Source organism: Croceicoccus sp. Ery15 (genome assembly GCF_020985305.1).
GTDB lineage: Bacteria > Pseudomonadota > Alphaproteobacteria > Sphingomonadales > Sphingomonadaceae > Croceicoccus.
Genome location: NZ_CP087588.1, coordinates 3,138,426 through 3,163,608, shown reverse-complemented (window position 1 = coordinate 3,163,608; position 25,183 = coordinate 3,138,426). Strand labels below are relative to the sequence as shown.

The following is a 25,183-nucleotide window of genomic DNA, read 5'->3' as shown; positions in this document are numbered from 1 at the left end:
CCCGCTTGGCTTCGCGCCAATAAGGCGCGGCGGCCGTTCGGCCTTGCGGGAGTCGCTTCGCGCCCCGTTCTTGCGCCCATTCAAATCTGTCAGACCAAATCTCCGGGCGCGAAGCGACTCCGGCAAGCGCGAACGCGCGCCCGAGCTTATGCGAGGAAGCCAAGGGGCGCGGATGCGCCCCGCCCGGCGTTTGAGGGCCTTATAAAACAGGCAACGCCAGTTCGGCCACGATCCCGCTTTTCGCGTCGCTGCGGTTCGTGATGGTCAGCGTGCCGCCGTGCTGTTCGGCGATGGCGCGTGCCAGTGTCAGGCCCAGACCCGCGCCGCCGGTGCCGCGGTTGCGCGACGGGTCGCCGCGCTGGAACGGCTCCAGCATAAAGGCAATCTCGTCCTCTGGAATGCCGGGGCCTTCGTCGATCACGCGCACAATCGCCTGTTGGCCGCGCTTTTCGACGCACACCTCGCCCCCGCCGGCATAGCGCAGCGCATTGCCGACCAGATTGCGCAGCGCGCGGCGCAGCCATGTGGCGCGCAGCGGCAGAACGATGCGCTGCGTATCGCCCAGCACGACATTCTCGCCCATATCCTCATATTCCTCGACCACGCTGGCGACGAGGGCGGATAGTTCGGTCACTTCCAACGGATCGGACGGACGGCCCACGCGGGCAAGCGAGAGGATATCGTCGAGCGTGTCGGTGATATCCTTGATCGTGGCCGACAATGCGGCGCGTTCGGCATCGTCCTCCACCGATTCGATCCGCACCCGCAGCGCCGCCAGCGGGGTTTTGAGGTCGTGGCCGATCGCGCCCAGCATCACGTCCTTTTCGTCGAGCAGCGCGCCGATCCGTGCTTCCATCGCATTATGCGCCGCGATCAGGCGGCGGGTATCCAGCGGACCCTGCGGCTCCACCTGTCCGGCGGGCGGCGATGCGGGATTGGACGAAAATGCCTCCACCCGTTCGGTCAGGGCGCGCAGCGGGCCGGTAATGCGGCGCAGGACCAGTGCGACCACGCCGACCAGCACCAGATAGATCAGCAGCGTCTGCATGATCAGGGGCCAGCCCAATGCGCGCGCCTTGGGCGGTTCGAACACGCGGGCCAGGATCAGATTGCTGTCGGCGGTCATGCGCACGGCGGCCACGATCACGCGCGGCGGGCGTGGCTGGTCACGCATGCGGCGGCTGACATAGTTCGATGCGCGATCGTCATCGTCGAGCCTGCGCGAAAACACCGCCAGTTCCGCTACCGAGAGGCCCTGTTCGTGCAGGATTTCCGCCAGCCGCTCGGTCAGGTCGCTGTCGGCGCGATCCTGTTCAAAGCGCGCCAGCCCGCCGGCCTCTTCCAGCCGCATCGGTCCGACGCCGCCGCGCGGGCCCAGCCCGTCGTCCGGTCCGCGCAGCAGCCGGTCGCGGAACAGGCGGCGGCCGACACGATTGTCCCTATCCTCGGTAATCACGCGCCCCGCGATGATGCGGAACGCCAGCGCATGGGCAGTGGTCGCCTCGGTCCGTTCGATCTGCGCGCGCCATACCAGCACGGCGCCGATGGCCTGCGCCACCAGCAATGCCGCCGCGATGGCGAGCAGCATCTGACCCTGAAGACTTTTGGGAGCTAGATTTCTGGGAGAAAGCAGGCGCACCATCCGCGCTCAGCCTCCGGCGTCGATCGGATCGTGCCGCGACACATCGGCAGCCAGCATATAGCCGCCGCCCCGCACCGTCAGGATAAGCTGCGGATCGGCGCGGTCCACCTCGACCTTGCGGCGCAGGCGGCTGATTGCATTGTCGACACTGCGGTCGAACAGATGCGCCTCGCGCCCCTGCACCATGTCGAGCAGGCGGTCGCGGTCGAGCACTTGGCGTGGATGGTCCAGAAACGCCTTCAACAGGCGGAATTCGGCAGACGAGATCGCCACCACCGCACCCTCGGGATCGGTCAGCCGCCGCTTGAGCGGATCGAGCCGCCAGCCCTCGAACATGAAGTCGCGCTCGATCTCGGGCGCGGACTCCACGCGGGCGGCGCGGCGCAGCACCGAACGGATCCGCGCGACCAGCTCGCGCGGTTCGAACGGTTTGACGACATAATCGTCGGCGCCGATTTCAAGCCCGACGATACGGTCGGTCGCCTCACCCCGCGCGGTCAGCAGGATGACGGGCATGCTCTTCGCCTCGACCAGATGGCGGCACAGCGACAGCCCGTCCTCACCCGGCATCATGATGTCGAGCAGGACCAGATCGGCCGGTTCGCCCTGCAGCATGGACCGCGCCTGCGCGGCGCTCTCGGCCTCGCGCACGGCGAAACCCTGCTTGGCAAGATAGGCGGCCAGCGGTTCGCGCAGCGCCTTTTCATCGTCGACCAGCAAGATGCGGTCGGGCGCGGCGGCAACGCCTTGAGGCGCGGAAGCCATCAGCTTCCACGCCCCGCGGTGTTCACGTCCGGTTCTGGCTTAGCGGGCCGCACCGGCGCCTCGCATCATGGTGCGCATCTTGTCGCGCGCAGCCTTGCGTTCCTCTGCCGTGACGGTGCCGTTCTTGTCGGTGTCCATCATGGTAAAGTGCTTGGTGAAGGCTGCGTCGAATTCGGCCTTGGTGACGGCCTGGTCACCATTGGTGTCGGCCATTTTCATCATCGCCATACCGCCGCCGCGCTTGCCGCCGCGATGGCCCTTGTGACCGGAACGTTCGCCGTCGCCGCGTTCGCCGCGCGCTGCAAATTCCTCTTCGCTCAGCACGCCGTCGCCATTGGTGTCCTTGGCAGCGAAACGTTCGGCCTGCTTCGCCTCGCGGTCGGCCTTGTCGATCTTGCCGTCGCCGTTCACATCCATGCGGGTGAACATCTCGTCCGACTTCGCCTTAGCCTCGGCCATGGTCATATCGGCGTTGCGGTCGGCAGGTTGCGCCGCATAGGCCGCGCCGCCGATGGCGAGAATTGCCGCACTTGCGGCCAGAATGGTCTTCTTCATCATGATCAATGCCTCTCTCTACATTTCATCATAACGGAACACATCGTTCCGAAAACGGGGTGAAGTCGCGGACCAGACCATCGGGCTTGGGGGAGGGGGACATCAGGGACAAACCCGGTTGCGGTTCCGCCCCGCGACTTCTGTTGACCGTTCTACAGCCCCCGTGTCGCAACATTATCCCCGCATCCGGCCATTTTGTCGCAAATGGTATCAGCCGGATGCGGTCGTTCATCTCCGTTCAAGAAAACCGGCAGTTTCCTGTCATTCCATTCATGGTCAGCGCCGGTCGCCCTATCGCAGCGGAGCCGTCTGCGCCTCCAGCCATGCCATATCGCTGCCCAACAGCTGCGGCGCGACGATTGCGCGGGTTTTCGCGTGATAGGCATCCATCCACGCGATTTCGGCATCGGTCAGCAGGTCGACATCGATCAGATTGCGGTCGATCGGCACGAAGGTCAGCGTTTCGAACCCCAGCATGGCGTTTTCCGCGCCTTCGATCGCGCGGTCCTCCACCAGCACCAGATTCTCGATCCGGATGCCGTATTCGCCTGCCTTGTAATAGGCCGGCTCGTTCGAACAGATCATGCCCGCGATCAGCGGCTGCGCGACGGCGCGGGTGGAAATGTTCTGCGGCCCTTCGTGCACGGCGAGATAGCTGCCCACGCCGTGCCCCGTGCCATGTGCATAATCAAGGCCCACTTCCCACAGGAACTGGCGCGCCAGCACGTCGAGCTGGTGGCCGGTCGTGCCCTGGGGGAATACCGCGCGGTCCAGTGCGATATGGCCCTTCAGCACGCGGGTGAAGCGTTCCTTCACCTCCTGCGGGGCGGCATCGGGCCCGACCCACACGGTGCGGGTGATATCGGTGGTGCCATCGGGATATTGCCCGCCCGAATCGACCAGATAGACGCTGTTCGGCTCAAGCGTACGGTTGCTTTCCTCGCTCACGCGGTAATGCGGGCTGGCGCCATTGGGGCCGCTGCCCGAAATCGTGTCGAACGACAGGTCGCGCAGCTGGCCGGTTTCCTCGCGGAACCCGCGCAGCCGGTCTGCCGCCGACATTTCGGAAACGCCGCCCTTGGGCGCGTCGACCGACAGCCAGTGCAGGAAGCGCGACACCGCCGCGCCGTCGCGATGCTGGGCGCTGCGATGGCCGGCGCGCTCCGCCTCGTTCTTGACCGCCTTGGGCAGCACGACCGGATCGGTCGCCTTCATCACTTTCGCCCCGCCGGCCAGCAGGGCCGCAAAGATCGCCTCTACCCCGCGGACCGGATCGACCGCGACGGTCTTGCCCGCATAATCGCCCAGCGCACTTTCGAAATCGGCGCGCGGGCGCAGCGCGACGTGATTGCCCAGATGGGCGACCAGTTGGCTGTCCACCTTTTCGGGGGCGATGAACAGTTCCGCGCTGCCATCCGCATTGACCACGGCAAAGGACAGCGCCACCGGCGTGCGGTCCACGTCCTTGCCGCGCAGATTGAACAGCCATGCAATGGAATCGAGCGCGGTGATGACCACCGCGTCGGCCCCGTTTTCCGCCAGCCATGCGGCGACATCCTCGCGCTTGGCGCTGCTGGCCTTGCCTGCCAGCGCATCCTCATGCGGGACGGCGGGCGCGGCGGAAGGCGCGGGCCGGTCCTGCCACACGGCGTCGATCGGATTGTCCGCCACGGCGACCAGCTCGGCGCCCTTCTTCTCGACTGCCTTTTTCAGTTCCTGTGCCTGTGCGTGGGCATGCAGCCACGGGTCGAAACCGATGCGCTGGCCTGCCTTTACATTGCGGGCCAGCCAGTCGGCGGGCGATGTCGCGGGCACGCCGACATAATCCCACAGCTTCCCGTCCACCTGCTCGCGCACTTGCAGCGTATAGCGGCCATCGGTGAAGATCGCGGCGCCATTGCCGTTTTCCCGTGACGTCAGCACGATGGCAGACCCCGCCGATCCGCCGAAACCCGTCAGCCATTCCAGCCGCTGGGCATAGGCACCGACATATTCGCTCATATGCTCATCGCACAGGGGCACGACGAATCCGTCGAGTTCGCGGCGCTTCAACTCTTCGCGAAGGGCGGCGAGTCGGGCTTCATGGGTCTGCATCAACATGGAAAATTCCTGAAACGTGTGGGGGTCTGCCTTGCGGCTTCAATGCACCGAACATAGTTTCACCGGGCGACGAGTTCCAGCCGCAGGGGAAACCCGCCCCCGCGGATCACCAGAATATCACAGAAAGCAGGCATCAAGCGTGACCGACACTGCCCTTCCCGCCGCACCCGTGGCCGCGAAAAAGCCGCACAGCTTCACCCATCACGGCATGACGGTGGAAGATCCCTATGCATGGCTGCGCGACCCGCTGTATCCCAAGGTCGAGGATGCCGAAGTGCTGGCGCATCTGAAGGCCGAGAACGCCTGGTTCGAGGCGCGCATGGCCCCGCACGAAAAGCTGACCGAAAAGCTGTTCGCCGAAATGCGCGCCCGCATCAAGGAAGACGACAGCTCCGTCCCGCAAAAGGATGGCGACTGGTATTACTGGATCGAATATGAAAAGGGCGCGCAATACAAGCAATGGTGGCGCAAACCCGCCAGCGGGGGCCGCGACGGGACCGAGGGCAAGGTGCTGCTGCTGGACGAGGTCGCGCTGGCCGAGGGGAAGGATTATTTCAGCCTCGGCAGCTTCTCGATCTCTTCCGACGGGACGAATCTGGCCTTTTCGACCGACACCGACGGGTCGGAACGATACGAGGCGCGGATCAAGGATCTGACCACGGGCGAGATGCTGCCCGATACGATCCCCGGCACTTTGGGCGCGCTTGTCTGGGTCGCGGGCGATACAAAGATCGCCTATTCGCTGGCGAACGAGCAATGGCGCACCGACAATGTCCGGCTCCACACGCTGGGCACCCCGCTCGACACCGATGTCGAGATTTTCCACGAGGATGACGAGGGTTTCCGCTGCGGAGCCAGCCTGTCCGCGAACGAGCAATGGCTGATCATCGCGACATCGGATCACGAGACGAGCGAAGCATGGATCGTGCCTGCCGCCGATCCCACCGCGCCGCAGATTCTGGTGAAGGCGCGGGCCAAGGGCGTCGAATATGACATCGACATCAAGGGCGACACGATCTTCGTGCTGACCAATGACGATCACGTCAATTTCCGCGTCGCCACCGCGCCCATGTCCAGCCCGGCGGACTGGACCACGCTGATCGCCGGATCGGACGAATTCTATATCACCGGCCTCGACCTGTTCGAAAAATTCTATGTGATCGAGGGGCGCCGCGCCGGACTGGACCAGATCGAGATCCGCGATTACGCCGATCCGGCCAAGATCACCCCGATCACCTTCCCCGAGGAAAGCTATGTCGCGGGGATGGGCAACAATCCCGAATGGGACATGGATGTGCTGCGCGTGTCCTATAATTCCATGGTCACGCCCGCGACCGCCTTTGACTATGACGTCGCGACCGGCAGCCTGACCGTGCTGAAGGTGCAGGAAATCCCGTCGGGCTATGATGCGGCGAATTACCGCACCGAACGCGTGGTGATCACCGCGCGCGACGGGACCGAAGTGCCCGTATCGCTGATGATGCGCGCCGATACGCCGCTGGACGGGTCGGCGCCGCTGCATCTGTTCGGCTATGGCGCCTATGGCATTGCGATGCCGCCCTATTTCAGCACGGCGCGGCTTAGCCTCGTGGATCGCGGCTTTATCTATGCCATCGCCCATATCCGCGGCGGCGACGATCTGGGCCGCCAATGGTATCTGGACGGCAAGCTGGAAAAGCGGACCAATGCGTTCAACGATTTCGTCGATGTCGCAAAGGGGCTGATCGACAGGGGCTATACGTCGAAGGGCCGCGTGACCGCATCGGGCGGATCGGCAGGGGGCGAGCTGATGGGCGCGGTGCTGAATTCCGATCCCGATTTGTGGGGCGCGGTGGTGGCGCATGTGCCCTTTGTCGATGTGCTGTCGACCATGCTGGACGCGACCCTGCCGCTGACACCGGGCGAATGGCCGGAATGGGGCAACCCGATCGAGGATGCCGCCGCCTTTACCCTGATCCAGAGCTATAGCCCCTATGATCAGGTCCGCGCACAGGCCTATCCGCCGCTGCTGGTGACGGCCGGATTGAACGATCCGCGCGTCACCTATTGGGAACCGGCCAAATGGGTCGCGAAACTGCGCGAGCTGAAGACCGACGACAATGAATTGCTGCTGAAAGTGAACATGGGCGCAGGGCACGGCGGCAAGTCGGGCCGGTTCGATTCGCTGAAGGAAACGGCGGAGGAATTCGCCTTTATCCTGTGGCAGATGGATATGCTGGACGCATAGGGATGGAGCCGGTTTCCACCTGGCGCGTGACGTTCACCGCAGGCCCCGAACATATCGATTTCATGGGCCATGTGAACAATGCGATCTGGCTGAACTGGGTGCAGGACATTGCCGGCGCCCATTGGGAAGCCGTCGCCCCGCCCGACCATCAGGCGGCCTATCTGTGGGTCGTGACGCGGCACGAGGTCGATTATCGCGGCAATATCGCCCTTGGGGAAAGCGTGATCGGCGAAACCCGCATCGAACGCGGGCCCAAGGGTGCGCGTTTCGAACGGCTGGTCGATTTTGTCCGCGAACGGGACGGAAAGCCGGTGGGCAAGCCCATCGTATCGGTCCGGTCCGACTGGGCGATGATCGACAAGGCCAGCGGCCGCATCATGCGCATCCCCGCCGAAGTCGCCGCGCCCTTCGTGCCGCAGGCGGATTAACTCTCGGCCCCCGCAGACCTTCGCTCGCCCGCACGGCGGTCGCCTCGGCGTCGCCGGACGGGTGCGTCGAACAGCTGGATGCGTTCGCTCAGCATGCGGTTGCGGCCGCTGTTCTTGGCTTCATAGAGCAGCCGGTCGGCATGGGCATAGACGCGGCGCAAGGTCGTCGCCACGCCCGGCGTCGTATCGACCAGCCCCAGCGAAGCGGTGATCGGCGCGTCGATGCCGTCGATCTCGTTCACGATGCGGATCGATATGGCGCGGCGCATGCGTTCGGCGCGTTCGACCACATCGGCCCCGCGCATCAGCATCAGGAACTCCTCGCCCCCAAGGCGGAAGCTGATCGTATCCGGATCGGCCGACAGCGCCGCCGCCGTTTCCTGCAACACGCGGTCGCCCATGGCATGGCCATACCGGTCGTTGACCCTTTTGAAATTATCAAGGTCGATCACCGCCAGCGCCGTATAGCCATCGGCCCGCAAATCGGGATAGCGGGCTTCCAGCGCGCGGCGGTTGAACAGGCCGGTCAACGCGTCGCGATCGACCAGAGAGGCCAGCGAATCGATCCGCGCTTCTGCCTTGTCGCGGTCGCGGCGCAGCACGTCGAACCGGTCCACCACGCCCAGCGTAGCCATGATGACTTCGAAACCCAGTGTCAGGAATATGATCTGGTCCAGCCAGTCGGGCACGGGATAGACGCCGAAGCTGCGCACGATACGTTCTGCGCCGACGATCATGATCGGCGTCCAGCCATAGATCTGGAACCAGACGGCGCGGCTTCGCCGCCGCGCTGCATGGACCATGCCGATGATAAAGACCGCCAGAATCGGAAGGAACCCCACCAGATAAAGCCGGTTGCCAAAGGGCTTCATCATGTCCAGCGGCAGGCTGGCCCATGTGCCGAATATCAATGTCGCAACGCCCGTGGCCATGATGATGTCGCGCATCTTTCGCGTCATGGCATAGGGTTCGATGAAATTGACGCTGAACGCCGCGCCTGCCGTGACCGTGCACAGGAACGACATATGGTTCATCATGACCAGCGCCTCTGCCCCCGGATTGACAAAGCGATGGATGATCCCGCTAGACACGACCAGATAGGCATTCATCCCCAGAACCATCGCGATGTGCCACAATATGAACCGTTCGCGCAGCACCAGATAGAACGCGTAATTGTAAATAACGGGCGCAATCAGCAGGCCGACCAGAATGGCCAGCACCGTCATCGTCTGTTCCGTCCAGCCCAGCGTAGTCGGACCGCCCGTGCTTTTTTCCAGAACCCCCGCCGCCAGCAAGGCGCGGCTGGCAGGGCCGTCGAATGCGACCAGGATCGAAGTGGCCTGTTCGCCGGTCGACGGGTCTGCGGCGGCGGAGAGCGGAATGGCGAAATTCGTGCCGTTCACGAAGGTCGCAATGTCTTCCATCGCATATGTCTGGCGGCGCGCAATCCGGTGGCCCGACAGTTCGATCAGCGTCAGCCGGTCGAACCGCGCAATACTGGTCACGAAATGCGTCGCTCCGTCGGCGGTTTTCAGATCGCTCGCCGAAAAAAACAGCCAGCCACGACTTCCCGCCGCTCCGAAACTCTGGTCGCCGCAGTCCCACGGGATTTCGGCGAGCTGCGCACCGCCGGTAAATTCGGTCGGATCGATCCCTCCTGCCGCGTGACAGGACGGCCGGATATCGTCAGGCGACAAGCCCTGTGCCTGCGCCCCGGCGGCACCAAGCATAAGCGCAACCAGAAGGCAGGCCTTAACCGCGAATCTGTGAATTACGCCCCACATGAGCGGCTTATGTCATCACCGCCCTACGGACCGGTTAACATGCTCGAAATTCTAAGTAACAATTGTTCGCAGGAAAGTCTTTTCCGACACTCTATTGCGTTTTTTCGCCGCGGCTAGCCAACTGCCTGCCTGATCGCTAGGTCTTCGCCATGAAATTCGACATGCAGAATATGGCCCCCGCAGACCGCTATCGCCTGCTGGTCAATACGGTAACGCCGCGCCCCATCGCATGGGTCGTAAGCCGCAGCGAAAACGGCGTGCTGAACGCCGCTCCCTACAGCTTTTTCAATGTCCTGGGATCGGAACCGCCGATCTGCGTGCTGGGCATCGGGCAACGCGCCGAGGGCGATCCCAAGGATACCGCGCGCAACATCATGGCCACGGGCGAATTCACCATCAACCTCGTGCGCGAGGCGGATACGCGCACCATGGTCGATACTGCCGCCGAAGCCCCGCGCGAGGTGAGCGAGATCGAAGCGCTCGGCATCGCCACGCGCCCCGCCAGCACGGTCGCCACCCCGCTGATCGCCAGCGCCCCCGCCGCGCTGGAATGCAAATTGTGGAAGCCGGTCGAGACGGGCGGCAATTTCACGATCATACTGGGCGAGATTCTGGCCCTGCATATCGGTGACGAATTCCTGACCGGCCCCGCCGAACGTCCGCGCGTCGACACGCAGGCCATGGCGCTGGTCGGCCGCGCCTTCGGGGCAGGCGGCTATATCCGCAACAAGGACACTTTCGTCGAGGAACGCGTCGGCTGGCCGCTGCCCGATCGGGAGGCCTAGGGACATTCCCCTATGGCCTGACAATTGTTATCTTAACCATATTTGGTCAGCATCCCCTAAGCCTGTGCAAGCTATTCAGATTGCATGGGAATGTATCTGTACAGGCAACTGATGGCCGCGGCCACTTCGGGCACGCGATCGGCATATGGTAACGGTTTCGACGAGCTGGGCCGGATCATCCGCCGCGTCGAACAAATGGCGCAGATCGGGTTCTGGCGGCTCGACCTTGCCGATGACTGTCTGGACTGGTCGGAACAGGTTTTTGCCATCCACGACATGGAATATGGCCCCGTGCCCGATGTCGAAAAGGCGCTCTCGTTCTATCCCCTTTATGACCGGCAAAGGCTGATGCGCGCGCTGGACGGCGCGATCAATGACGGGATCGCCTATGATCTCGAACTGGATTTCACATCCGCCTGCGGCAAGACGAAGCGCGTGCGGGCGCTGGGCGATCCGCAGTTCCGCGACGGCAGGATCAGCGCCATCGTCGGCGCGTTTCAGGACGTCAGCGCCAGCCATGAAATCGAACGCCGGCTGGAAAAGGCGTCGCTGACCGACGATCTGACCGAACTGCCCAACCGTCGCCATTTCACCCGGCGGTTCGAATGCCTGTCGTCCGAACGATTCCGCCCCTTCGCCCTTGCGCTGTTCGACCTCGACCATTTCAAGCAGATCAACGACGGTTACGGCCACAAGGCTGGGGACGAGATGTTGCGCGCGGCAGCGCAGGCGATGCGGCAACCATGGCTGCGCTCCAGCTTTGCGGCGCGGCTGGGCGGCGACGAATTCGTCGTGCTGTTCACCGATGCAGACATGGTCGCCGCAATCGGGAAGACCACCGAACGGCTGGTCGATGCGTTGCGGCTGGACATGATGTTCCGGTCGAAACCGATCAATGTGACGGGCACCGTTGGCGTCGCCGCCATCGACACACCGGGCTATTCGCTGTCGGAAGTGCTGTCCTGCGCCGATGCCGCCCTATATGCCGCCAAGGCGAACGGGCGCGGCACCGCAACGATCAGCAGTCCCGAAGACATGTTCTTCGGCAGCGCGGCGGCATGATGCGCGCGCGGCTTTCGCTGTCCTACACGGCGATCGCGCGCTAGCGTTCGGGCTCAACGCTCTTTCGCATTGTCCGCTTTCCGCCATTGGCCCGATATGTGACCCAATGGGCCGCAACGCCAGCTTTTGCGCGGGCTTGCGCCGGATGCCAGCAGGGTGACGGCAGGGTGACACGGTGTCACCTTTGTCACCCTGATCGCGCCGCCTACAGCGCCTGCCCGTCGCGGTCGCGATAGATTTCGCGGCGGCCGACATGGTTGGCCGGACCGACCAGCCCGTCCTTTTCCATCCGCTCGATCCACTTGGACGCGGTGTTGTACCCCACGCCCATCTGGCGCTGGATCCAGCTGGCCGATGCCTTCTGGTTTTCGAACACCATCTGGCAGACCTGCATATATTTGCGGTCCTCGGGATTGTCCGATCCGCCTTCCAGATCGTCAAAGGCAAAGCCTCCGCCATCCTCGGGCTCTTCGGTCACGCTGTCGACATAGGAAGGTTCGCCCTGCCCGCGCCAGTGTTCAGCCACGGCCTCCACTTCCTCGTCCGATACGAACGGGCCGTGGACACGGGTGATCGGGCGGCTGCTGGCCTTGTACAGCATGTCGCCCTTGCCCAGCAGCTGTTCGGCGCCCTGTTCGCCCAGAATGGTGCGGCTGTCGATCCGGCTGGTCACATGGAACGAAATACGCGTCGGCATGTTCGCCTTGATCACGCCGGTGATGACATCGACCGACGGGCGCTGCGTCGCCATGATGAGGTGTATGCCCGCCGCACGCGATTTCTGGCTCAGGCGCTGGATCAGAACCTCGATCTCCTTGCCGACGGTGATCATCAGGTCGGCCAGCTCGTCCACCACCAGCACGATCTGGGGCAGCACTTCGTAATCCAGCTGTTCTTCCTCGAACATTTCCTCGCCGGTTTCGGGGTCGAAGCCGGTCTGCACGCGGCGGCCCAGCGGCTTGCCCTTGGCCGCGGCATTGCGGACGCGTTCGTTGAAGCTGACGAGGTTGCGCGCGCCGATGCTCGACATCATGCGATAGCGGCGCTCCATCTCCTCGACCGCCCATTTCAGCGCGCGCACCGACTTGGGCGGCTCTGTCACCACGGGCGAGAGGAGGTGCGGGATGTCGTCATAGCTCTTGAGTTCGAGCACCTTGGGATCGATCAGGATCAGGCGCACTTCCTCGGGCGTGAAATTGTAAAGCAGCGACAGAAGGATGCAGTTGAGGCCGACCGACTTACCCGAACCGGTGGTGCCAGCGACCAGCAGATGCGGCATGGCCGCAAGGTCGGCGACGATCGGCTCGCCCGCGATATCCTTGCCTAGGATGATCGGCAGCATCCCCTTGTGATCGACGAAAGCGGCGCTGGTGATCAGCTCGCGCAGCGCCACGGTCTGCCGGTCGGCATTGGGCAGTTCGATGCCCATCACGGTCTTGCCCGGAATGGCCGATACACGCGCCGAAATCGCGCTCATGTTACGGGCGATATCCTCGGCAAGGCCGATGACGCGGGCAGCCTTGATCCCCGGCGCGGGTTCCAGCTCGTACATGGTGACGACGGGGCCGGTGCGCACCGCCGTAATCTCGCCCTTGACGTTGAAATCCTCCAGCACGGTTTCCAGCAGGCGGGCATTCGCCTCCAGCGCGGATTTGTCGATCACCTTGCCCGACTGGTCCGGCGGTTCGGCCAGCAGGTCCGAACTGGGCAGCTGGAAATCCTGCCCGAACAATTCGCGCTGCTTGGGTTTCTTGGGCGCGGCGGCAGGCTTGGGCGCCAGGGACGGGTCCGCGATTTCGGGCGCGCGGCGCGGCGCGGGCTCGGGCGTGTCGAAGGGGATGTCGTCATCGTCGAAATCGTCGATGGCAGGCGCGCGCTCCACCGCCTGTTTCGGCTGACGCGCGGGTTTGACTGGCTTCGGCTTGACCTCGCCCTCCTCTGCCGGTTCGCGGCGCAGCATCGCGGGCAGGGTCAGCAATCCGGCCCAGTCGATGGCAAACACGCGGCCCGCAAGACCCGCGCCCGCCGCCAGCGCCACGATCGACAGCGCCAGCACCAGCCAGTCCGACCACGGATCGGGAGCCAGTCCGCCCAGCCCCTGTATCGCCTTGGCGCCCAGCAGGCCCGACAGCCCGCCCAGCCCCGCCGGAAGGTCCCACACCGGCCCGTCGAACAGCAGCGCCAGCACGCTGGACAGCAGCAGCATGGCCGCCACCAGCATCAGCAAGGGGCGACCCCAGCGGCGTTTCCAGCTGACGGCGCTTTCCTCCTCTTCGTGCTCGGCCAATTGCCACAGGCGGCGGGCGAAGACATAAAGCAGGGGCAGCAACAGAACGGCCATGCCGCCGAACATCATGAACAGCAGATCGGCCGCGACAGCACCCGCGCCGCCCATCCAGTTTTGCGCCTGCCCGCCCGCTGCCGTCGAAAGCGAGGGATCGGTCTGCGAATAGCTGGCCATCGCCAGCGCCAGAAACAGTGCCAGCAGGATCAGCGCCACCGCGCCGACCAGCTCGGCGCTGCGGTTGAAACTGGCCCTGATCGCCGCACGCCAGTCCGGCGCCTGTTTTGCGCGTGTCGCCATCGCGCGTTCCCTTCGTATTTCAAGCGGGTGAATGGTGCGCGATTATCCGCGCTGGCGGAATCCGGGTCAATCGCAGCGGGGGTTTCGCCGCGATCTGTGGATTACCTGTGCGCCGTCACGTGGAAAACCGTGTGGACAGTCCGTCGATAGCGGCCCAGCCATGAACATGGTGGATCGCGGCAAAGGCACGGAAACGGGCGCGGTCCATGCCGCCCAGCAAGATCGCGCCGCCGCCCGCCTGCCGCGCCAGCAGCAGGGCACGCAGCGGCCCCAGAACCGCGCCGCCGTGATGCGACCGCGTGGGAAACACCGGCGAGACAAACACCAGATCCGCCCCCGCCCGCCGCGCCGCACCCAGTTCGCGCATCGAATGCACCGTCGCCAGCCGCAACAACCCCGCCGCGCCGCCCAGCCGCTGGGGCGGGCCATACACCGCCTGCGCGCCCCAGTCGCGCGCTTGCCGCGCCGTTCCCGACAGCGCGACCACATGCCCCCTGCCCCGCGCGATACGGGCCAGCCGGTCGAACCGCTGCCGCCGCTTTTCGGGACGCAGTTGATAATGCCGGAACACCAGCCCGCTTCCCCGCGGCAGACAGCGCAGCACCCGTTCCAGCGCGGCATCGTTGCGCGCATCGCTGACAAGCCACAGCCATGGCAGCCGTTGCGATTTGGCGGGCTTACGGGAATTGGGGGGCTGGCGGATCGTCACATCCCCGCTATAGCAGCGCGCGATGACCGTGCCAGCGCTTCAGGAAACCCGCGACAGGATCGCCCACGCCGCCAAAATCGCCCGCCGCAAGCCGGCAGAGGTGTCGCTGGTGGCCATTTCCAAGACCCGTCCGGCAGAGCGCATCCGCCCGCTGCTGGACGCGGGCCACCGCCTGTTCGGCGAAAACCGCGTGCAGGAAGCGCAAGAGAAATGGCCCGCTCTGCGCGATGCATTTCCCGATGCGCAATTGCACCTTGTCGGCCAGTTGCAGTCGAACAAGGCGGACGATGCGGTGGCCATGTTCGATGCGATCCACTCGCTCGACCGGCCCGGCCTTGTCACCGCGCTGGCCAAGGCGATGGACAAGGCGGACCGCCGCATTCCGTGCTTCGTGCAAGTGAATATCGGGGCAGAGGAGCAAAAGGGCGGCTGTCCGATTGCCGACACGCCTGCCCTGCTGGCGGCGGCGCGCGATGCGGGCATCGACATCGCGGGGCTGATGTGCGTGCCCCCCTTCGATTTGGAGGCCGCCCCTTATTTCGCGCTGCTAGCCAAGATCGCCGCGGACAATGGCGTTTCCGGCCTGTCGATGGGAATGAGCGGGGATTTCGAAACCGCGATCATGCTGGGCGCGACCCATGTGCGCGTCGGCTCCGCCCTGTTTGGCGCACGCGGCTAGGGCTGGCGGAACGCCTGTCGAGCGCTGCCGTTTCAAAGAAACCCCCCTGAAAGGAGCCACGATGGACGATCTGGAAATCACCCGCCATGACGAGGAAACCCGCGGTGAATATCGGGCCCATCCGGCGGACAGCAACGCCATCGGGCGGCTGACCTATCAAAAGCGCGGCGATGTGCTGGTGGCCGATCACACGCTGGTTCCGCCCGAAATCGGCGGGCGCGGCATTGCGGGCCGTCTGGTCGACGCGCTGATCGCGGATGCGCGCAGCGAGGGTTTCCGCATCGTGCCGCAATGCTCCTATGTCGAGGCAGCGTTCCGCCGCCATCCCGAATGGTCCGATCTGCGCGCCTGAACTTAAAATCTGAAGTTTTTTGCCCGTCGTCGCCGGCAACGGTCTCCACAGCAAGTCCTATCAGAACTATCAATGCTCCGACGCCTATTCCAGCGGCTATAGCGCGGGAACGGAACAGCGCGAACACAACACGCCGCACCACCATTCGGGTCATGGCGGCAACACTGAAAAAGTGCGCTTTGACGATGTGAAAGGCATGCGCGGATCGAGCATGGAGACCGAACTGCAGCGTCGCGGTTTCCGCAATGTCGACGGGTTCAAGTCCGGATCGACCGGCTATACGATCTGGAACCGGTCATCGTCGGAACAGTGCCTGCAAGTGACCATGGCTGATGGACGCGTTTACGACATCCGCGATATCGGTCGTCATCCGAAATGCAATTGAAGGGCAGACCGAGCTGACATCGTCGGCGGATAAACAACCGGCCCGGAATCGCGCGATCAAACACGCGGTTCCGGGCCGGCTTGTTTCCGGACCCTGACGTCAAGGCTATGGCTTGTTATTGCCGTTACCGTTGCCGTTCCCATTACCTCCGTTTCCGTTGCCATTACCGTTTCCATTCCCGTTACCGTTACCGTTACCGTTACCGGGTGTAGGGGTCGGGGTCGGGGTCGGCGTGGGTGTCGGAGTAGGAGTAGGTGTGGGTGTCGGCGAAGGTGTGGGTGTCGGCGAAGGCGAAGCACCGCCGCCACCGCCACCACTTCCATTGGTCTTACCGGGATAGGCGACATCGAAATCACCCACCTTGCCGTTCATCGAAGAACCGACATTGGCGCCCAGCACGAGCGTCGCCGCGCCGACACCAACGCCGACGACGCCCAGAATCAGCGCATATTCCGAAGAGCTGGTCCCCAGCTCGTTCCGGCGAAAGCTGCGAAGGCGTGAAAATCCGGTGCGGAGTTTTCCGGTGCGGTCATTCATCGCACTATCCCTTTCATGGCCTGAACCTGTCCCCACGGCAGTCTGCCCCCTAGCATGCTGGCCGTTTCGGATAGGTTAAGTCGGGAAAACGCGGCGCGCGCAAAGCGTTTTAGGAAGGTGACAGTCAATGTCACCAAGCTAACGCCGCTTGCACGAAATTCTGCATCATTGCAGGACATATGTCGGGGAATGGTGCTGCTGGGGAGGATTGAACTCCCGACCTCACCCTTACCAAGGGTGCGCTCTACCACTGAGCTACAGCAGCCCGGCGCAACGAACATGCGAAAGGCACATCGGCGTCTTGCGAGGGCGCGCTATTGGCGGGGTGCGCAGCGCTTGTCAAGCACAGCCTCGCCCGCTTGTCACCGCGGCAACGGAATGCGATGAAACCGCCATGGCAAGTGACGGCAAAAACACAGGCAACACCCCCGCCCAAACGCGTGAAGAACGGCTTGCGGCGCAGCTTCGCGCCAATCTGCGCCGCCGCAAGGCACAGGCGCGCGCCATTTCGGCATCGGATGCGCACGAAAGCGCGCAGAATGCCGGCGATTGCGTGCCGGACCGCGACGAAACCTAGCCGCCGTCCACAAGGTTTCTGTCGGTGCTTGAGCAAAATGCGCGCTTCGTTCATCTTATGAACATCGGGACTTTGATAGGATTGCGTCCATGAAGGGACTGTCATCGCACAAGCTGCGCCGCGCGGGCGTTGCCATTCGTCGTTACGGAATCGGCTTTCTGGCCGCCTCCGCACTGGGATTCGCGCCTGCCGCACCGGCACAGGACAAGCATCCGCAAGCGCAGACATTCGAGGAATTCCTCAACGGGCCCGAAGGGGCCATCCTCGATTCGCAGCGCAATTCGCAAATGGCGGGCGATCCCGTCCCCGAACAGTTCCGCCGCCAGCTTTTCGCCGTTGCTCCGCAATCGCAGGGCCGCATCGGCGTGGCCGCCCTTGACCTGACCACGGGCCGGACAGTCTCTATCCAGGGTAATGAGCCGTTTCCCATGGCCAGCACGTCGAAGATCGCAGTGGCCGCGACTTTTCTGGCGGGCGTGGATGCGGGTAAATACAGCCTGTTCGATCGCTATCCGCTGTTGGTGCCGGTCGCTTCCGAACCGTTTTCCAGCAAGGTCGCCCCCGTCCGCAAGGGCGAGATGATGAGCGCGCAGACCCTGCTGGAACGCATGATCACCCGTTCCGACAATCAGGCGACCGATGCGCTGCTGGCCGTGGTGGGCGGACCGCAGGCCGTGAACGACTGGGTGCGCAAGAACACCGGCCTGATGAATTTCCGTATCGACCGCGATATCGCCACGCTTGTGCGCGACCGTTGGGAATTCGACCTGTCACGCCATGTCGACGTGCGCGACAGCACACCGCCTGACGAGATGGTGCAGCTGATCGCGGGCATCCATCAGGGCAAATGGCTTTCTCCGGCAAGTCGCGGCCTGCTGGTCGGCGCGATGACGCGCACGATCACCGGCAGCACGCGGATCAAGGCCGGTCTGCCCAGCGGGACCAATTTCGGCCACAAGACCGGCACCCTGAACAAGACCGCCAGCGACGTCGGCTTTATCACCATGCCCGACGGGCGCGTCGTGGTGGTGGCGATCTATGTCACGGGGCAAAGCGGCCCCGCCGCGCGCAATGCCAAGATCGCAGAGATTACGCGCACCCTGTATAACGGCTATGCCAGCGCGCCCGCACGTCATGCGGCGAACGACAACAGCCGGCTTGGCACCAACTGATTATGACTGTCCCGCGCCATTGCGGCGCATAGGGCGGACAAAGAAAAAGGCGCGGAAAGGATGATCCCTTCCGCGCCTTTTCTATGTCGCAGTCCCCAAAGGGAGAGCGAACCGCCGATTAGTCAGCAGCAGCTTCTGCGGGCGTTTCGTCCTGCACAGCAGCTTCGACTTCAGCAGCAGCTTCGTCGGTTGCTTCGACAGCAGCGTCGGTCGCAGCTTCAGCGTCGGCAGCAGCGTCTTCGGCGGTCGCTTCAACAGCGTCCATGCCGGCTTCGGCGTCAGCAGCCATCGAGTCCATGGTCGCGTCAGCAGCTTCCTCGGTACCTTCCGAGCAAGCAGCGAGGGTCAGGGCAGCGCCGGCAGCGGCAGCGGCGAGAATGATCTTGCGCATAAAATGCATCCTTATTCCGAATGATCGTGAAGAGTGAATTGTGGCTTCACGCGAAACCCGATCGCTCGGGCCTCGTGGCGCACAGATAAACCCATCATAAAGAGGATGCAAGCGGCAACGCATAGTTCCGCATTGTCTGCCTAACCGGCGAATATGGCCAGATTAGGGCGCGATCGCCAAAAAATCGGGCGATTGCGGCGGATTCCTGCCGACATCGCGACAGTTGGGGCATGATTTCCCCGTTTTCCGCTGCTACCGCCTCAACCCATGAGCGACGCCACCAAAATCGCATCCGCCGAAAACCCCGCATCCGGTACGCCCGGTGCCGCGCGCAAGCCGCACCTCTATCTGGTCGACGGTTCGGCCTATATCTTCCGCGCCTATCACCGGCTGCCCCCACTGACCAATCCCGAAGGGACGCCGGTGGGCGCGGTCTATGGCTATACCACCATGCTGTGGAAGCTGGCGCAGGACCTCGACGATGCGGACGGGCCGACGCATCTGGCCGTCATTCTGGACAAGGCATCGCAATCGTTCCGCCACGATCTTTATCCCGAATACAAGGCGAACCGCCCGCCTCCGCCCGAAGATCTGCGCCCGCAATTCCCGCTGATCCGCGATGCGACCCGCGCCTTCTCGCTCCCCTGTATCGAAGAGGAGATGCTGGAGGCCGACGATCTGATCGCATCCTATGCCCGTGCCGCCACGCGCAAGGGATGGGACGTAACCATCGTGTCGTCGGACAAGGATCTGATGCAGCTGGTCGGCCAATGCGACAATCCCGATGACGGTGTGGAAGGCGGCTGCATCGACATGCTCGACACGATGAAGAATGCGCGGATCGAAATCCCGCAAGTGGTCGAGAAATTCGGCGTGCCGCCCGAAAAGCTGGGCGACGTCCTCGCGCTGATGGGCGACTCGGTCGATAACATCCCGGGCGTGCGCGGGATCGGGCCGAAGACGGCGGAAAAGCTGATCAACGAATATGGCGATCTGGAAAGCGTGCTGGCCGCTGCGCCCGACATGAAAAAATCCAAGATGCGCGAAAACCTGATCGAGCATTCGGACATGGCCCGCCTGTCGCGCCAATTGGTGCAATTGAAGGAAGATTGCGACCTACCCATGCCGCTCGACGAATTTGCGCTCGACGGCATTCCCAAGGAACCGCTGGCCGAATTCCTGCAAACGCACGGGTTTACGAGCCTGCTGAAACGTCTGGGCGCGGGCGCGGGCAGCCCTTCGCGCCCGACCGACCTCAACCCCGCAAAGCCCGTCAATGCAGGCAATGAAACGATCGAGGGCACGCGGCAGCCCTTGCCCGAATGGCCCGCGATCGACCTTGCATCCTATGAATGCGTCACCACGCTCGACCGGCTGGACGCGTGGATCGCCCGCGCCTTTGCCGCGCATGCGGTGGCCGTGGACACCGAAACCAGCGCGCTCGATTCGATGCAGGCCGATCTGGTCGGCATCAGCCTTGCGCTGGGTCCGAACGATGCGTGCTATATCCCGCTGGCCCATGGCAGCGACGATATGTTCGCCGAAAAGCCCGAACAGGTGCCGATGGCCGATGCGATTACCCGGCTGAAGCCGCTGCTGGAAAGCGATGCGGTGCTCAAGATCGGGCAGAACATCAAATATGACCTGACCGTGCTTGAACGTGTAGGCATCACCTTGACGCCGGTAGAGGATACGATGATCCTCTCCTTCGCCCTCGACGCCGGTCGCGGCGGCGGCGGGATCGGGCAGGCGCATGGCATGGATTCGCTGGCCGAAACCCATCTTGGCCATACGACACTGACCTTCAAGGACATTTGCGGCACCGGCAAAAAGGCGATCCCCTTCGGTGCCGTGCCGCTGGACAAGGCGACGCAATATGCGGCCGAGGATGCCGATGTCACATGGCGCCTCTGGAAAGTGCTGCGCCAGCGGCTGGCGGACGAAGGCGGCACGCGCATCTATGAGAATGTCGACCGCCCGTTGATTCCCGTCGTCGCGATGATGGAACGGAACGGCATCAAGGTGGACCGCGAGCATCTGGCCCGCCTGTCGGCCGAATTCGCCGAACAGATCGCCGCGCTTGAGGGTGAGGTGCATGCGCTGGCCGGCGAAAGTTTTGCCATCGGCAGCCCCAAGCAACTGGGCGATATACTGTTCGACAAGATGGGGCTGAAAGGCGGGAAGAAAGGCAAGAGCGGCCAGTTTTCGACCGACCAGACCGTGCTGGAAAAGCTGGCGGGCGAAGGCGTCGAGATGGCGTCGAAGGTGCTGGAATGGCGCGGGCTGTCAAAACTGCGCTCCACCTATACCGAGGCATTGCAGCAGGCGATCAACCCAGCGACGGGGCGTGTGCACACAAGCTATTCCCTTGTCGGCGCGCAGACGGGCCGCCTGTCGTCCACCGACCCGAACCTGCAGAATATCCCGATCCGCACCGAAACCGGCCGCCAGATCCGCGAGGCGTTTGTGGCAGAGGCAGGCAATGTGCTGCTGGCCGCCGACTATTCGCAGATCGAATTGCGCCTTGCCGCGCACATGGCCGATGTGCCGCCGTTGAAAGAGGCCTTTGCCCACGGTGAGGATATTCACGCCCGCACCGCGCAGGAAATGTATGGCGAGGTTACCCGCGACACCCGCGCCAAGGCCAAAACGATCAATTTCGCCATTCTTTACGGCATTTCGCGCTGGGGTCTGGCGGGCCGCCTTGGCACCGATGCGGACGAGGCACAGGCAGTGATCGACCGTTATTTCGAACGCTTCCCCGGCATCCAGAAATATATCGTCCACACTTTGGAAAGCGTGCGCGAAAAGGGCTATTCCGAGACTTTGTTCGGCCGGAAAACCCATTTCCGCAACATCAATTCCAAGAACCCGAACGAGCGGCAGGGCGCCGAACGCGCCGCGATCAACGCGCCGATTCAGGGCACCAGCGCCGATATTATCAAGCGTGCCATGGTCCGCATGATGCCCGCGCTGCACGATGCGGGTCTGGGCCATGTCAGAATGCTTTTGCAGGTGCATGACGAGCTGGTCTTTGAACTGCCCGAAGGCGATGTCGCCGCCGCCTCGCCCGTCATCGAACGGGTGATGGCCGAAGCCGCGCTCCCCTCGGTCGATCTGACCGTGCCGCTGGGGATCGAGATCGGCACCGGCCACAGCTGGGGAGCCGCGCATTGAGCGTAGCCGCGCCTTCCCGCGCCCTCGCCCCCGATACGCTGCTGATCGAGACCATGGGCTATGACCCGCAGGCGGGCGTGCCGATGATCGAATTCCATCTGGAGCGCCTGAAGGACAGCGCGGCAGAGCTTGGCTATGCCTGCGACCGGCACGCCATCCGGAACGAGGTGCAGGCCGTGTGCTTTACCCATCGGGACAAGGCACGGCTGAAGATCGAGCTGCACAGGGACGGGCAATTCGCAATCCGCCTCAACCACTTTCCGGCGCCGCTGGCCGAACCTGTGCCGGTGGCACTGGTCACGCTGGATATCGCGGCAGACGATCCGCGGCTGAGCCACAAGACCAGCGAACGCAATTTCTATGACGCGGCCCGTCTGGAGGCTGCGGGAAAAGGCGCGCAGGAGGCTGTTCTGCTGCGCCATGACGGGCTGGTCACCGAAGGAAGTTTCACCAATGTTTTCGTCGAACGGGACGGCATCTTGCTGACCCCGCCTTTGTCGCTGGGCCTGCTGCCGGGCGTGCTGCGCCGGTCCCTGCTGGAACAGGCCCGCGCGCGTGAGGCTGAATTGCGCGCCGACGATCTGTGCGAAGGGCTGATGATCGGCAATTCCCTGCGCGGATTGATGCGCGCACGGCTGGTGCCCTGCGCATGAGCGGCCCGCTGATTTCCGCCGCGCTGGAACGCATCCAGCCCTCGCAGACCTCTGCGATGACCGACCGTGCGACCGCGCTGCGCGAGGAAGGGCGCGACATCATATCGCTGTCGGTGGGAGAGCCGGATTTCGCCACCCCGCCGCATGTGGTGGAGGCCATGGCGAAAGCGCTGCGCGACGGGCAGACCCGCTATACGCCGGTGGGCGGGACCAGCGCATGCAAACGCGCCGCCGCGCTGCATTTCACGCGCGATCTGGGCATCGCGGCCACCCCCGCCAATGTCACGATCAGCGCGGGCGGCAAGCAGGCGATCTTTCACGCTTTATGCGCCACCCTCGATGCGGGGGACGAGGTTGTGATCCCCGCGCCATGGTGGGTCAGCTATCCCGAAATCGCGCGTTTCGCGGGCGCCAATGTGATCCCTCTACCCACCACGCCCGCCAGCGCGTTCCGCTTTACGGCAGAAGCGCTGGAGGCCGCGATCACCCCGCGCACCCGCTGGCTGCTGCTGAACAGCCCCGGCAATCCGACCGGCGCGGTGTTTCCGGCGGACGAATTGCTCGCCATTGGCGAGGTGCTGGACCGCCACCCGCAAGTTCTGGTGATGAGCGACGATATTTACGCCCCGCTGCGCTATTCGGACGAACCGCATGCAACATTGGCGGCGTTGCGGCCCGATCTGGCCGACAGGGTTCTCACCGTCTCCGGCGTATCGAAAAGCCATGCGATGACGGGCCTGCGCATCGGTTTCGCCACTGGCCCCGAATGGCTGATCCGCGCGATGGAGCGGCTGCAATCGCACAGCAGCGGCAATCCCTGCTCGATCAGCCAGGCGGGCGCGGTCGCCGCGATGCAGGGGCCGCAGGATTTTCTGGGCGAATGGCGCGATATATTCCGCACCCGCCGCGATCTGGTGTGCGCGGCCGTGAACGCCATTCCCGGTCTGTCGACACCCGTGCCCGATGGCGCGTTCTATTGCCTGACCGATGCCGCGCCGCTGATCGGCGGGGCATTCAGGGACGATATGGCGCTGGCGCTCCATCTGCTGGACCACGGCGTTGCCATCGTGCCCGCATCCTCATTCGGCGGCGCGCATTGCGGGCTTTCGGGTTTCCGCATCAGCTTTGCCGCAGGCGCAGACACTCTGCGCGAAGCCATGCGGCGCATCGAAACGGCAGTCAAAAGCATATGAAAGACATCGAAATCCTGTTCGAGGACGGCGAGGCGCTGGTCATCGACAAGCCGGCGGGCCTTCCCATCGAACGCCCGCGCGCGGGCGGGCCCAGCCTTGACGATCATCTGGCCGTCCTGCGTCTGGGTTTTCAGCGCGATCCCGCTCCGGTGCACCGGATCGATACCGACACGTCGGGCTGCCTGCTGCTGGCCCGCAATCCCAAGGCGCTGAAACGCTTTGCCGCCGCGTTCGAGGCGCGGGCCGTGACCAAGCATTACATCGGCCTTGTCGCGGGCGAACTGGCCGAGGATGAGGGCACCATCGCGCTGTCTCTGTCCAAGATCAGCAGCGCGGAAAAAGGCTGGCGCATGATCGCGGCGAAGAAGGGCAAGCCCTCGGTTACGCATTGGAAGAAGCTGGGCGTGAAGAATGGCGTCACCGCCGTGGCCTTTGCGCCCGAAACCGGCCGCACGCACCAGATCCGCATTCATGCGCTGGCGGGGCTGGGTTTTCCGCTGCTGGGCGATCCGGTTTATGGCACGGGAAAGGGTGCGGGCCGCACCATGCTGCACGCGGCCGAACTGATCGTGCAGCGCGAGGGCAAGGAGCCGATCAGCGCGGTCGCGCCCCTGCCCGCCGATTTCGCGCGGCTGTGCCCCGAGATTCCCGAGGTTATCGAATGGCCCACAGCGGCGGAGGCATAGTCGATCGGGCGCACGCCTTGGCCGAGGAGCGGTTCGTCACCGCCTCCGGCCCCGGCGGGCAGAACGTTAACAAGGTGGCGACCGCGGTGCAGCTGCGCGTCAATATCTATGCACTGAACCTGCCGCAGCCGGTCTTTCACCGGTTGCAGCGGCTGGCTGGCAGCAGGCTGACCGCCAGCGGCGATCTGCTGATCGAGGCGAAGCGCTTTCGCACCCAAGACGCCAACCGCAGCGACGCGCGCGAGCGGCTGACCGAATTGCTCGAACAGGCGATGGTGCAACCGAAAACCCGCGCCAAAAGCCGCGTCAACCGCGTGGGCAAGGTGAAGCGGCTGAAGAGCAAGAAGGAACGCGGGGAGGTTAAGGCGAAGCGTGGCGCGGTGAAGAGTTGGGATTGAGGCGGCACAATGCCCGGTATTCGGTAGAAAGCGGAATCTGCCGCACGACCCCGACTACATTAGACTTCGTCCCCACATTCAGGACAGCATTTGACCACGTGAGGCCACCACATGTTCCGTCCACCTTCGGTTATCCTTCCATGGCCGCATAACCGACGCTGAAAGTACACAATGTAAAAAACTGACAACGCCGCGAGCAGGATAAGTGCCGCTGTGAATTTTGAGAGGTCAGGGAAAAAGCCGAACATCAAACTCCAAAGGGCGAGGTTGCTAACAACAAGCCCAACCTGAAGAAGGAAGTTTAGCGCGTGTAGCTTCATATGAGACATCGCCCATAAGTAA

General features: G+C 63.8%; 23 protein-coding genes and 1 tRNA gene. 14 read left to right on the top strand and 10 right to left on the bottom strand.

Translation table 11 applies throughout. The features are described 5' to 3' along the window. Positions 1 to 199: 199 nt before the first annotated feature. The 4 genes from LOZ77_RS15525 to LOZ77_RS15510 form a co-directional block, all read right to left on the bottom strand. The gene (locus tag LOZ77_RS15525; protein ID WP_230279878.1) at positions 200 to 1,588 is read right to left on the bottom strand and encodes an ATP-binding protein; all 1,389 of its coding nucleotides are present in this window, start codon (positions 1,586 to 1,588) and stop codon (positions 200 to 202) included. A gap of 60 nt (positions 1,589 to 1,648) precedes the next feature. Beyond that, the gene (locus tag LOZ77_RS15520; protein WP_230279877.1) at positions 1,649 to 2,407 is read right to left on the bottom strand and encodes a response regulator; all 759 of its coding nucleotides are present in this window, start codon (positions 2,405 to 2,407) and stop codon (positions 1,649 to 1,651) included. A gap of 39 nt (positions 2,408 to 2,446) precedes the next feature. Continuing rightward, positions 2,447 to 2,965 carry an EF-hand domain-containing protein gene (locus LOZ77_RS15515; protein ID WP_230279876.1) on the bottom strand — a complete coding sequence of 173 codons (519 nt, stop codon included), beginning with the start codon at positions 2,963 to 2,965 and terminating at the stop codon, positions 2,447 to 2,449. Positions 2,966 to 3,253: 288 nt separating this feature from the next. Next, positions 3,254 to 5,056, bottom strand: coding sequence for an aminopeptidase P family protein (locus LOZ77_RS15510; protein WP_230281901.1), 1,803 nt, complete (start codon positions 5,054 to 5,056; stop codon positions 3,254 to 3,256). 145 nt (positions 5,057 to 5,201) lie between these two features. Here LOZ77_RS15510 and LOZ77_RS15505 point away from each other — a divergent pair, with 145 nt between their 5' ends. After that, positions 5,202 to 7,289 carry a S9 family peptidase gene (locus LOZ77_RS15505; RefSeq protein ID WP_255671139.1) on the top strand — a complete coding sequence of 696 codons (2,088 nt, stop codon included), beginning with the start codon at positions 5,202 to 5,204 and terminating at the stop codon, positions 7,287 to 7,289. A 2-nt stretch (positions 7,290 to 7,291) separates the two neighbouring features. Next, a complete protein-coding gene (locus LOZ77_RS15500; RefSeq protein WP_230279875.1) occupies positions 7,292 to 7,717 on the top strand; it encodes a thioesterase family protein in 426 nt (141 codons plus the stop codon). On the opposite strand, the gene LOZ77_RS15495 is transcribed toward LOZ77_RS15500, so the two are convergent. Beyond that, positions 7,714 to 9,447: a diguanylate cyclase gene (locus LOZ77_RS15495; protein WP_230279874.1), complete on the bottom strand. Its 1,734-nt coding sequence runs from the start codon at positions 9,445 to 9,447 to the stop codon at positions 7,714 to 7,716. The two genes, LOZ77_RS15500 and LOZ77_RS15495, sit on opposite strands and share 4 nt — an antisense overlap. A 203-nt stretch (positions 9,448 to 9,650) precedes the next feature. Here LOZ77_RS15495 and LOZ77_RS15490 point away from each other — a divergent pair, with 203 nt between their 5' ends. Then, entirely contained in the window at positions 9,651 to 10,286 is a 636-nt protein-coding gene (locus LOZ77_RS15490; RefSeq protein WP_230279873.1) for a flavin reductase family protein, read from the top strand. A gap of 111 nt (positions 10,287 to 10,397) precedes the next feature. Next, positions 10,398 to 11,348, top strand: coding sequence for a GGDEF domain-containing protein (locus LOZ77_RS15485; protein WP_230279872.1), 951 nt, complete (start codon positions 10,398 to 10,400; stop codon positions 11,346 to 11,348). 205 nt (positions 11,349 to 11,553) lie between these two features. Here the strand turns inward: LOZ77_RS15485 and LOZ77_RS15480 are convergent, their stop codons facing one another. Next, on the bottom strand, positions 11,554 to 13,932 hold the full coding sequence (locus tag LOZ77_RS15480; protein WP_230279871.1) for a DNA translocase FtsK 4TM domain-containing protein: 2,379 nt from the start codon (positions 13,930 to 13,932) through the stop codon (positions 11,554 to 11,556). Between the two features lie 115 nt (positions 13,933 to 14,047). Continuing rightward, positions 14,048 to 14,641 carry a thiamine phosphate synthase gene (locus LOZ77_RS15475; RefSeq protein WP_230279870.1) on the bottom strand — a complete coding sequence of 198 codons (594 nt, stop codon included), beginning with the start codon at positions 14,639 to 14,641 and terminating at the stop codon, positions 14,048 to 14,050. A 22-nt stretch (positions 14,642 to 14,663) separates the two neighbouring features. Here LOZ77_RS15475 and LOZ77_RS15470 point away from each other — a divergent pair, with 22 nt between their 5' ends. The 3 genes from LOZ77_RS15470 (at position 14,664) to LOZ77_RS15460 (ending at position 16,057) form a co-directional block, all read left to right on the top strand. Next, positions 14,664 to 15,320, top strand: a complete 657-nt coding sequence (locus tag LOZ77_RS15470; protein WP_230279869.1) for a YggS family pyridoxal phosphate-dependent enzyme — start codon at positions 14,664 to 14,666, stop codon at positions 15,318 to 15,320. Positions 15,321 to 15,381: 61 nt separating this feature from the next. Beyond that, the gene (locus tag LOZ77_RS15465; RefSeq protein WP_230279868.1) at positions 15,382 to 15,672 is read left to right on the top strand and encodes a GNAT family N-acetyltransferase; all 291 of its coding nucleotides are present in this window, start codon (positions 15,382 to 15,384) and stop codon (positions 15,670 to 15,672) included. Positions 15,673 to 15,691: 19 nt separating this feature from the next. Next, the gene (locus tag LOZ77_RS15460; RefSeq protein ID WP_230279867.1) at positions 15,692 to 16,057 is read left to right on the top strand and encodes a hypothetical protein; all 366 of its coding nucleotides are present in this window, start codon (positions 15,692 to 15,694) and stop codon (positions 16,055 to 16,057) included. A gap of 105 nt (positions 16,058 to 16,162) precedes the next feature. Here LOZ77_RS15460 and LOZ77_RS15455 read toward each other — a convergent pair whose 3' ends face one another. Both LOZ77_RS15455 and LOZ77_RS15450 read right to left on the bottom strand, forming a co-directional pair. After that, a complete protein-coding gene (locus tag LOZ77_RS15455; RefSeq protein ID WP_230279866.1) occupies positions 16,163 to 16,594 on the bottom strand; it encodes a hypothetical protein in 432 nt (143 codons plus the stop codon). Between the two features lie 190 nt (positions 16,595 to 16,784). Beyond that, positions 16,785 to 16,859 (bottom strand) — tRNA-Thr (locus LOZ77_RS15450). 129 nt (positions 16,860 to 16,988) lie between these two features. On the opposite strand from LOZ77_RS15450, the gene LOZ77_RS15445 reads away from it, so the two are divergent. Both LOZ77_RS15445 and LOZ77_RS15440 read left to right on the top strand, forming a co-directional pair. Continuing rightward, positions 16,989 to 17,171 carry a hypothetical protein gene (locus LOZ77_RS15445; protein ID WP_230279865.1) on the top strand — a complete coding sequence of 61 codons (183 nt, stop codon included), beginning with the start codon at positions 16,989 to 16,991 and terminating at the stop codon, positions 17,169 to 17,171. 89 nt (positions 17,172 to 17,260) lie between these two features. After that, positions 17,261 to 18,343, top strand: coding sequence for a serine hydrolase (locus LOZ77_RS15440; protein WP_230279864.1), 1,083 nt, complete (start codon positions 17,261 to 17,263; stop codon positions 18,341 to 18,343). A 118-nt stretch (positions 18,344 to 18,461) separates the two neighbouring features. Here LOZ77_RS15440 and LOZ77_RS15435 read toward each other — a convergent pair whose 3' ends face one another. After that, positions 18,462 to 18,734 (bottom strand): hypothetical protein, encoded by a 273-nt coding sequence (locus LOZ77_RS15435; RefSeq protein ID WP_230279863.1) that lies wholly within the window; start codon positions 18,732 to 18,734, stop codon positions 18,462 to 18,464. Between the two features lie 267 nt (positions 18,735 to 19,001). On the opposite strand from LOZ77_RS15435, the gene polA reads away from it, so the two are divergent. Genes polA through arfB form a run of 5 tightly spaced genes read left to right on the top strand, consistent with a single transcriptional unit; the run spans position 19,002 to position 24,841 of the window. Then, positions 19,002 to 21,911 (top strand): DNA polymerase I, encoded by a 2,910-nt coding sequence (polA, locus tag LOZ77_RS15430; protein WP_230279862.1) that lies wholly within the window; start codon positions 19,002 to 19,004, stop codon positions 21,909 to 21,911. Next, positions 21,908 to 22,564, top strand: coding sequence for an aminotransferase class IV (locus tag LOZ77_RS15425; RefSeq protein ID WP_230279861.1), 657 nt, complete (start codon positions 21,908 to 21,910; stop codon positions 22,562 to 22,564). The genes polA and LOZ77_RS15425 overlap by 4 nt, the downstream gene beginning before the upstream one ends. After that, positions 22,561 to 23,757: a pyridoxal phosphate-dependent aminotransferase gene (locus tag LOZ77_RS15420; protein WP_230279860.1), complete on the top strand. Its 1,197-nt coding sequence runs from the start codon at positions 22,561 to 22,563 to the stop codon at positions 23,755 to 23,757. The genes LOZ77_RS15425 and LOZ77_RS15420 overlap by 4 nt, the downstream gene beginning before the upstream one ends. Then, positions 23,754 to 24,443 carry an RluA family pseudouridine synthase gene (locus LOZ77_RS15415; RefSeq protein ID WP_230279859.1) on the top strand — a complete coding sequence of 230 codons (690 nt, stop codon included), beginning with the start codon at positions 23,754 to 23,756 and terminating at the stop codon, positions 24,441 to 24,443. The genes LOZ77_RS15420 and LOZ77_RS15415 overlap by 4 nt, the downstream gene beginning before the upstream one ends. Next, entirely contained in the window at positions 24,419 to 24,841 is a 423-nt protein-coding gene (gene arfB / locus LOZ77_RS15410) for an alternative ribosome rescue aminoacyl-tRNA hydrolase ArfB (RefSeq protein WP_230279858.1), read from the top strand. The genes LOZ77_RS15415 and arfB overlap by 25 nt, the downstream gene beginning before the upstream one ends. The last annotated feature ends 342 nt before the right edge of the window (positions 24,842 to 25,183 follow it).

Excerpts from the sequence above, each read along its gene's own strand:
- LOZ77_RS15525 (WP_230279878.1), bottom strand. The coding sequence starts at position 1,588 with ATGCTGCTCGCCATCGCGGCGGCATTGCTGGTGGCGCAGGCCATCGGC.
- LOZ77_RS15520 (WP_230279877.1), bottom strand. The coding sequence starts at position 2,407 with ATGGCTTCCGCGCCTCAAGGCGTTGCCGCCGCGCCCGACCGCATCTTG.
- LOZ77_RS15515 (WP_230279876.1), bottom strand. The coding sequence starts at position 2,965 with ATGATGAAGAAGACCATTCTGGCCGCAAGTGCGGCAATTCTCGCCATC.
- LOZ77_RS15510 (WP_230281901.1), bottom strand. The coding sequence starts at position 5,056 with ATGCAGACCCATGAAGCCCGACTCGCCGCCCTTCGCGAAGAGTTGAAG.
- LOZ77_RS15500 (WP_230279875.1), top strand. The coding sequence starts at position 7,292 with ATGGAGCCGGTTTCCACCTGGCGCGTGACGTTCACCGCAGGCCCCGAA.
- LOZ77_RS15495 (WP_230279874.1), bottom strand. The coding sequence starts at position 9,447 with ATGCTTGGTGCCGCCGGGGCGCAGGCACAGGGCTTGTCGCCTGACGAT.
- LOZ77_RS15490 (WP_230279873.1), top strand. The coding sequence starts at position 9,651 with ATGAAATTCGACATGCAGAATATGGCCCCCGCAGACCGCTATCGCCTG.
- LOZ77_RS15485 (WP_230279872.1), top strand. The coding sequence starts at position 10,398 with ATGGCCGCGGCCACTTCGGGCACGCGATCGGCATATGGTAACGGTTTC.
- LOZ77_RS15480 (WP_230279871.1), bottom strand. The coding sequence starts at position 13,932 with ATGGCGACACGCGCAAAACAGGCGCCGGACTGGCGTGCGGCGATCAGG.
- LOZ77_RS15470 (WP_230279869.1), top strand. The coding sequence starts at position 14,664 with ATGACCGTGCCAGCGCTTCAGGAAACCCGCGACAGGATCGCCCACGCC.
- LOZ77_RS15465 (WP_230279868.1), top strand. The coding sequence starts at position 15,382 with ATGGACGATCTGGAAATCACCCGCCATGACGAGGAAACCCGCGGTGAA.
- LOZ77_RS15455 (WP_230279866.1), bottom strand. The coding sequence starts at position 16,594 with ATGAATGACCGCACCGGAAAACTCCGCACCGGATTTTCACGCCTTCGC.
- LOZ77_RS15445 (WP_230279865.1), top strand. The coding sequence starts at position 16,989 with ATGGCAAGTGACGGCAAAAACACAGGCAACACCCCCGCCCAAACGCGT.
- LOZ77_RS15440 (WP_230279864.1), top strand. The coding sequence starts at position 17,261 with ATGAAGGGACTGTCATCGCACAAGCTGCGCCGCGCGGGCGTTGCCATT.
- LOZ77_RS15435 (WP_230279863.1), bottom strand. The coding sequence starts at position 18,734 with ATGCGCAAGATCATTCTCGCCGCTGCCGCTGCCGGCGCTGCCCTGACC.
- polA (WP_230279862.1), top strand. The coding sequence starts at position 19,002 with ATGAGCGACGCCACCAAAATCGCATCCGCCGAAAACCCCGCATCCGGT.
- LOZ77_RS15420 (WP_230279860.1), top strand. The coding sequence starts at position 22,561 with ATGAGCGGCCCGCTGATTTCCGCCGCGCTGGAACGCATCCAGCCCTCG.
- LOZ77_RS15415 (WP_230279859.1), top strand. The coding sequence starts at position 23,754 with ATGAAAGACATCGAAATCCTGTTCGAGGACGGCGAGGCGCTGGTCATC.
- arfB (WP_230279858.1), top strand. The coding sequence starts at position 24,419 with ATGGCCCACAGCGGCGGAGGCATAGTCGATCGGGCGCACGCCTTGGCC.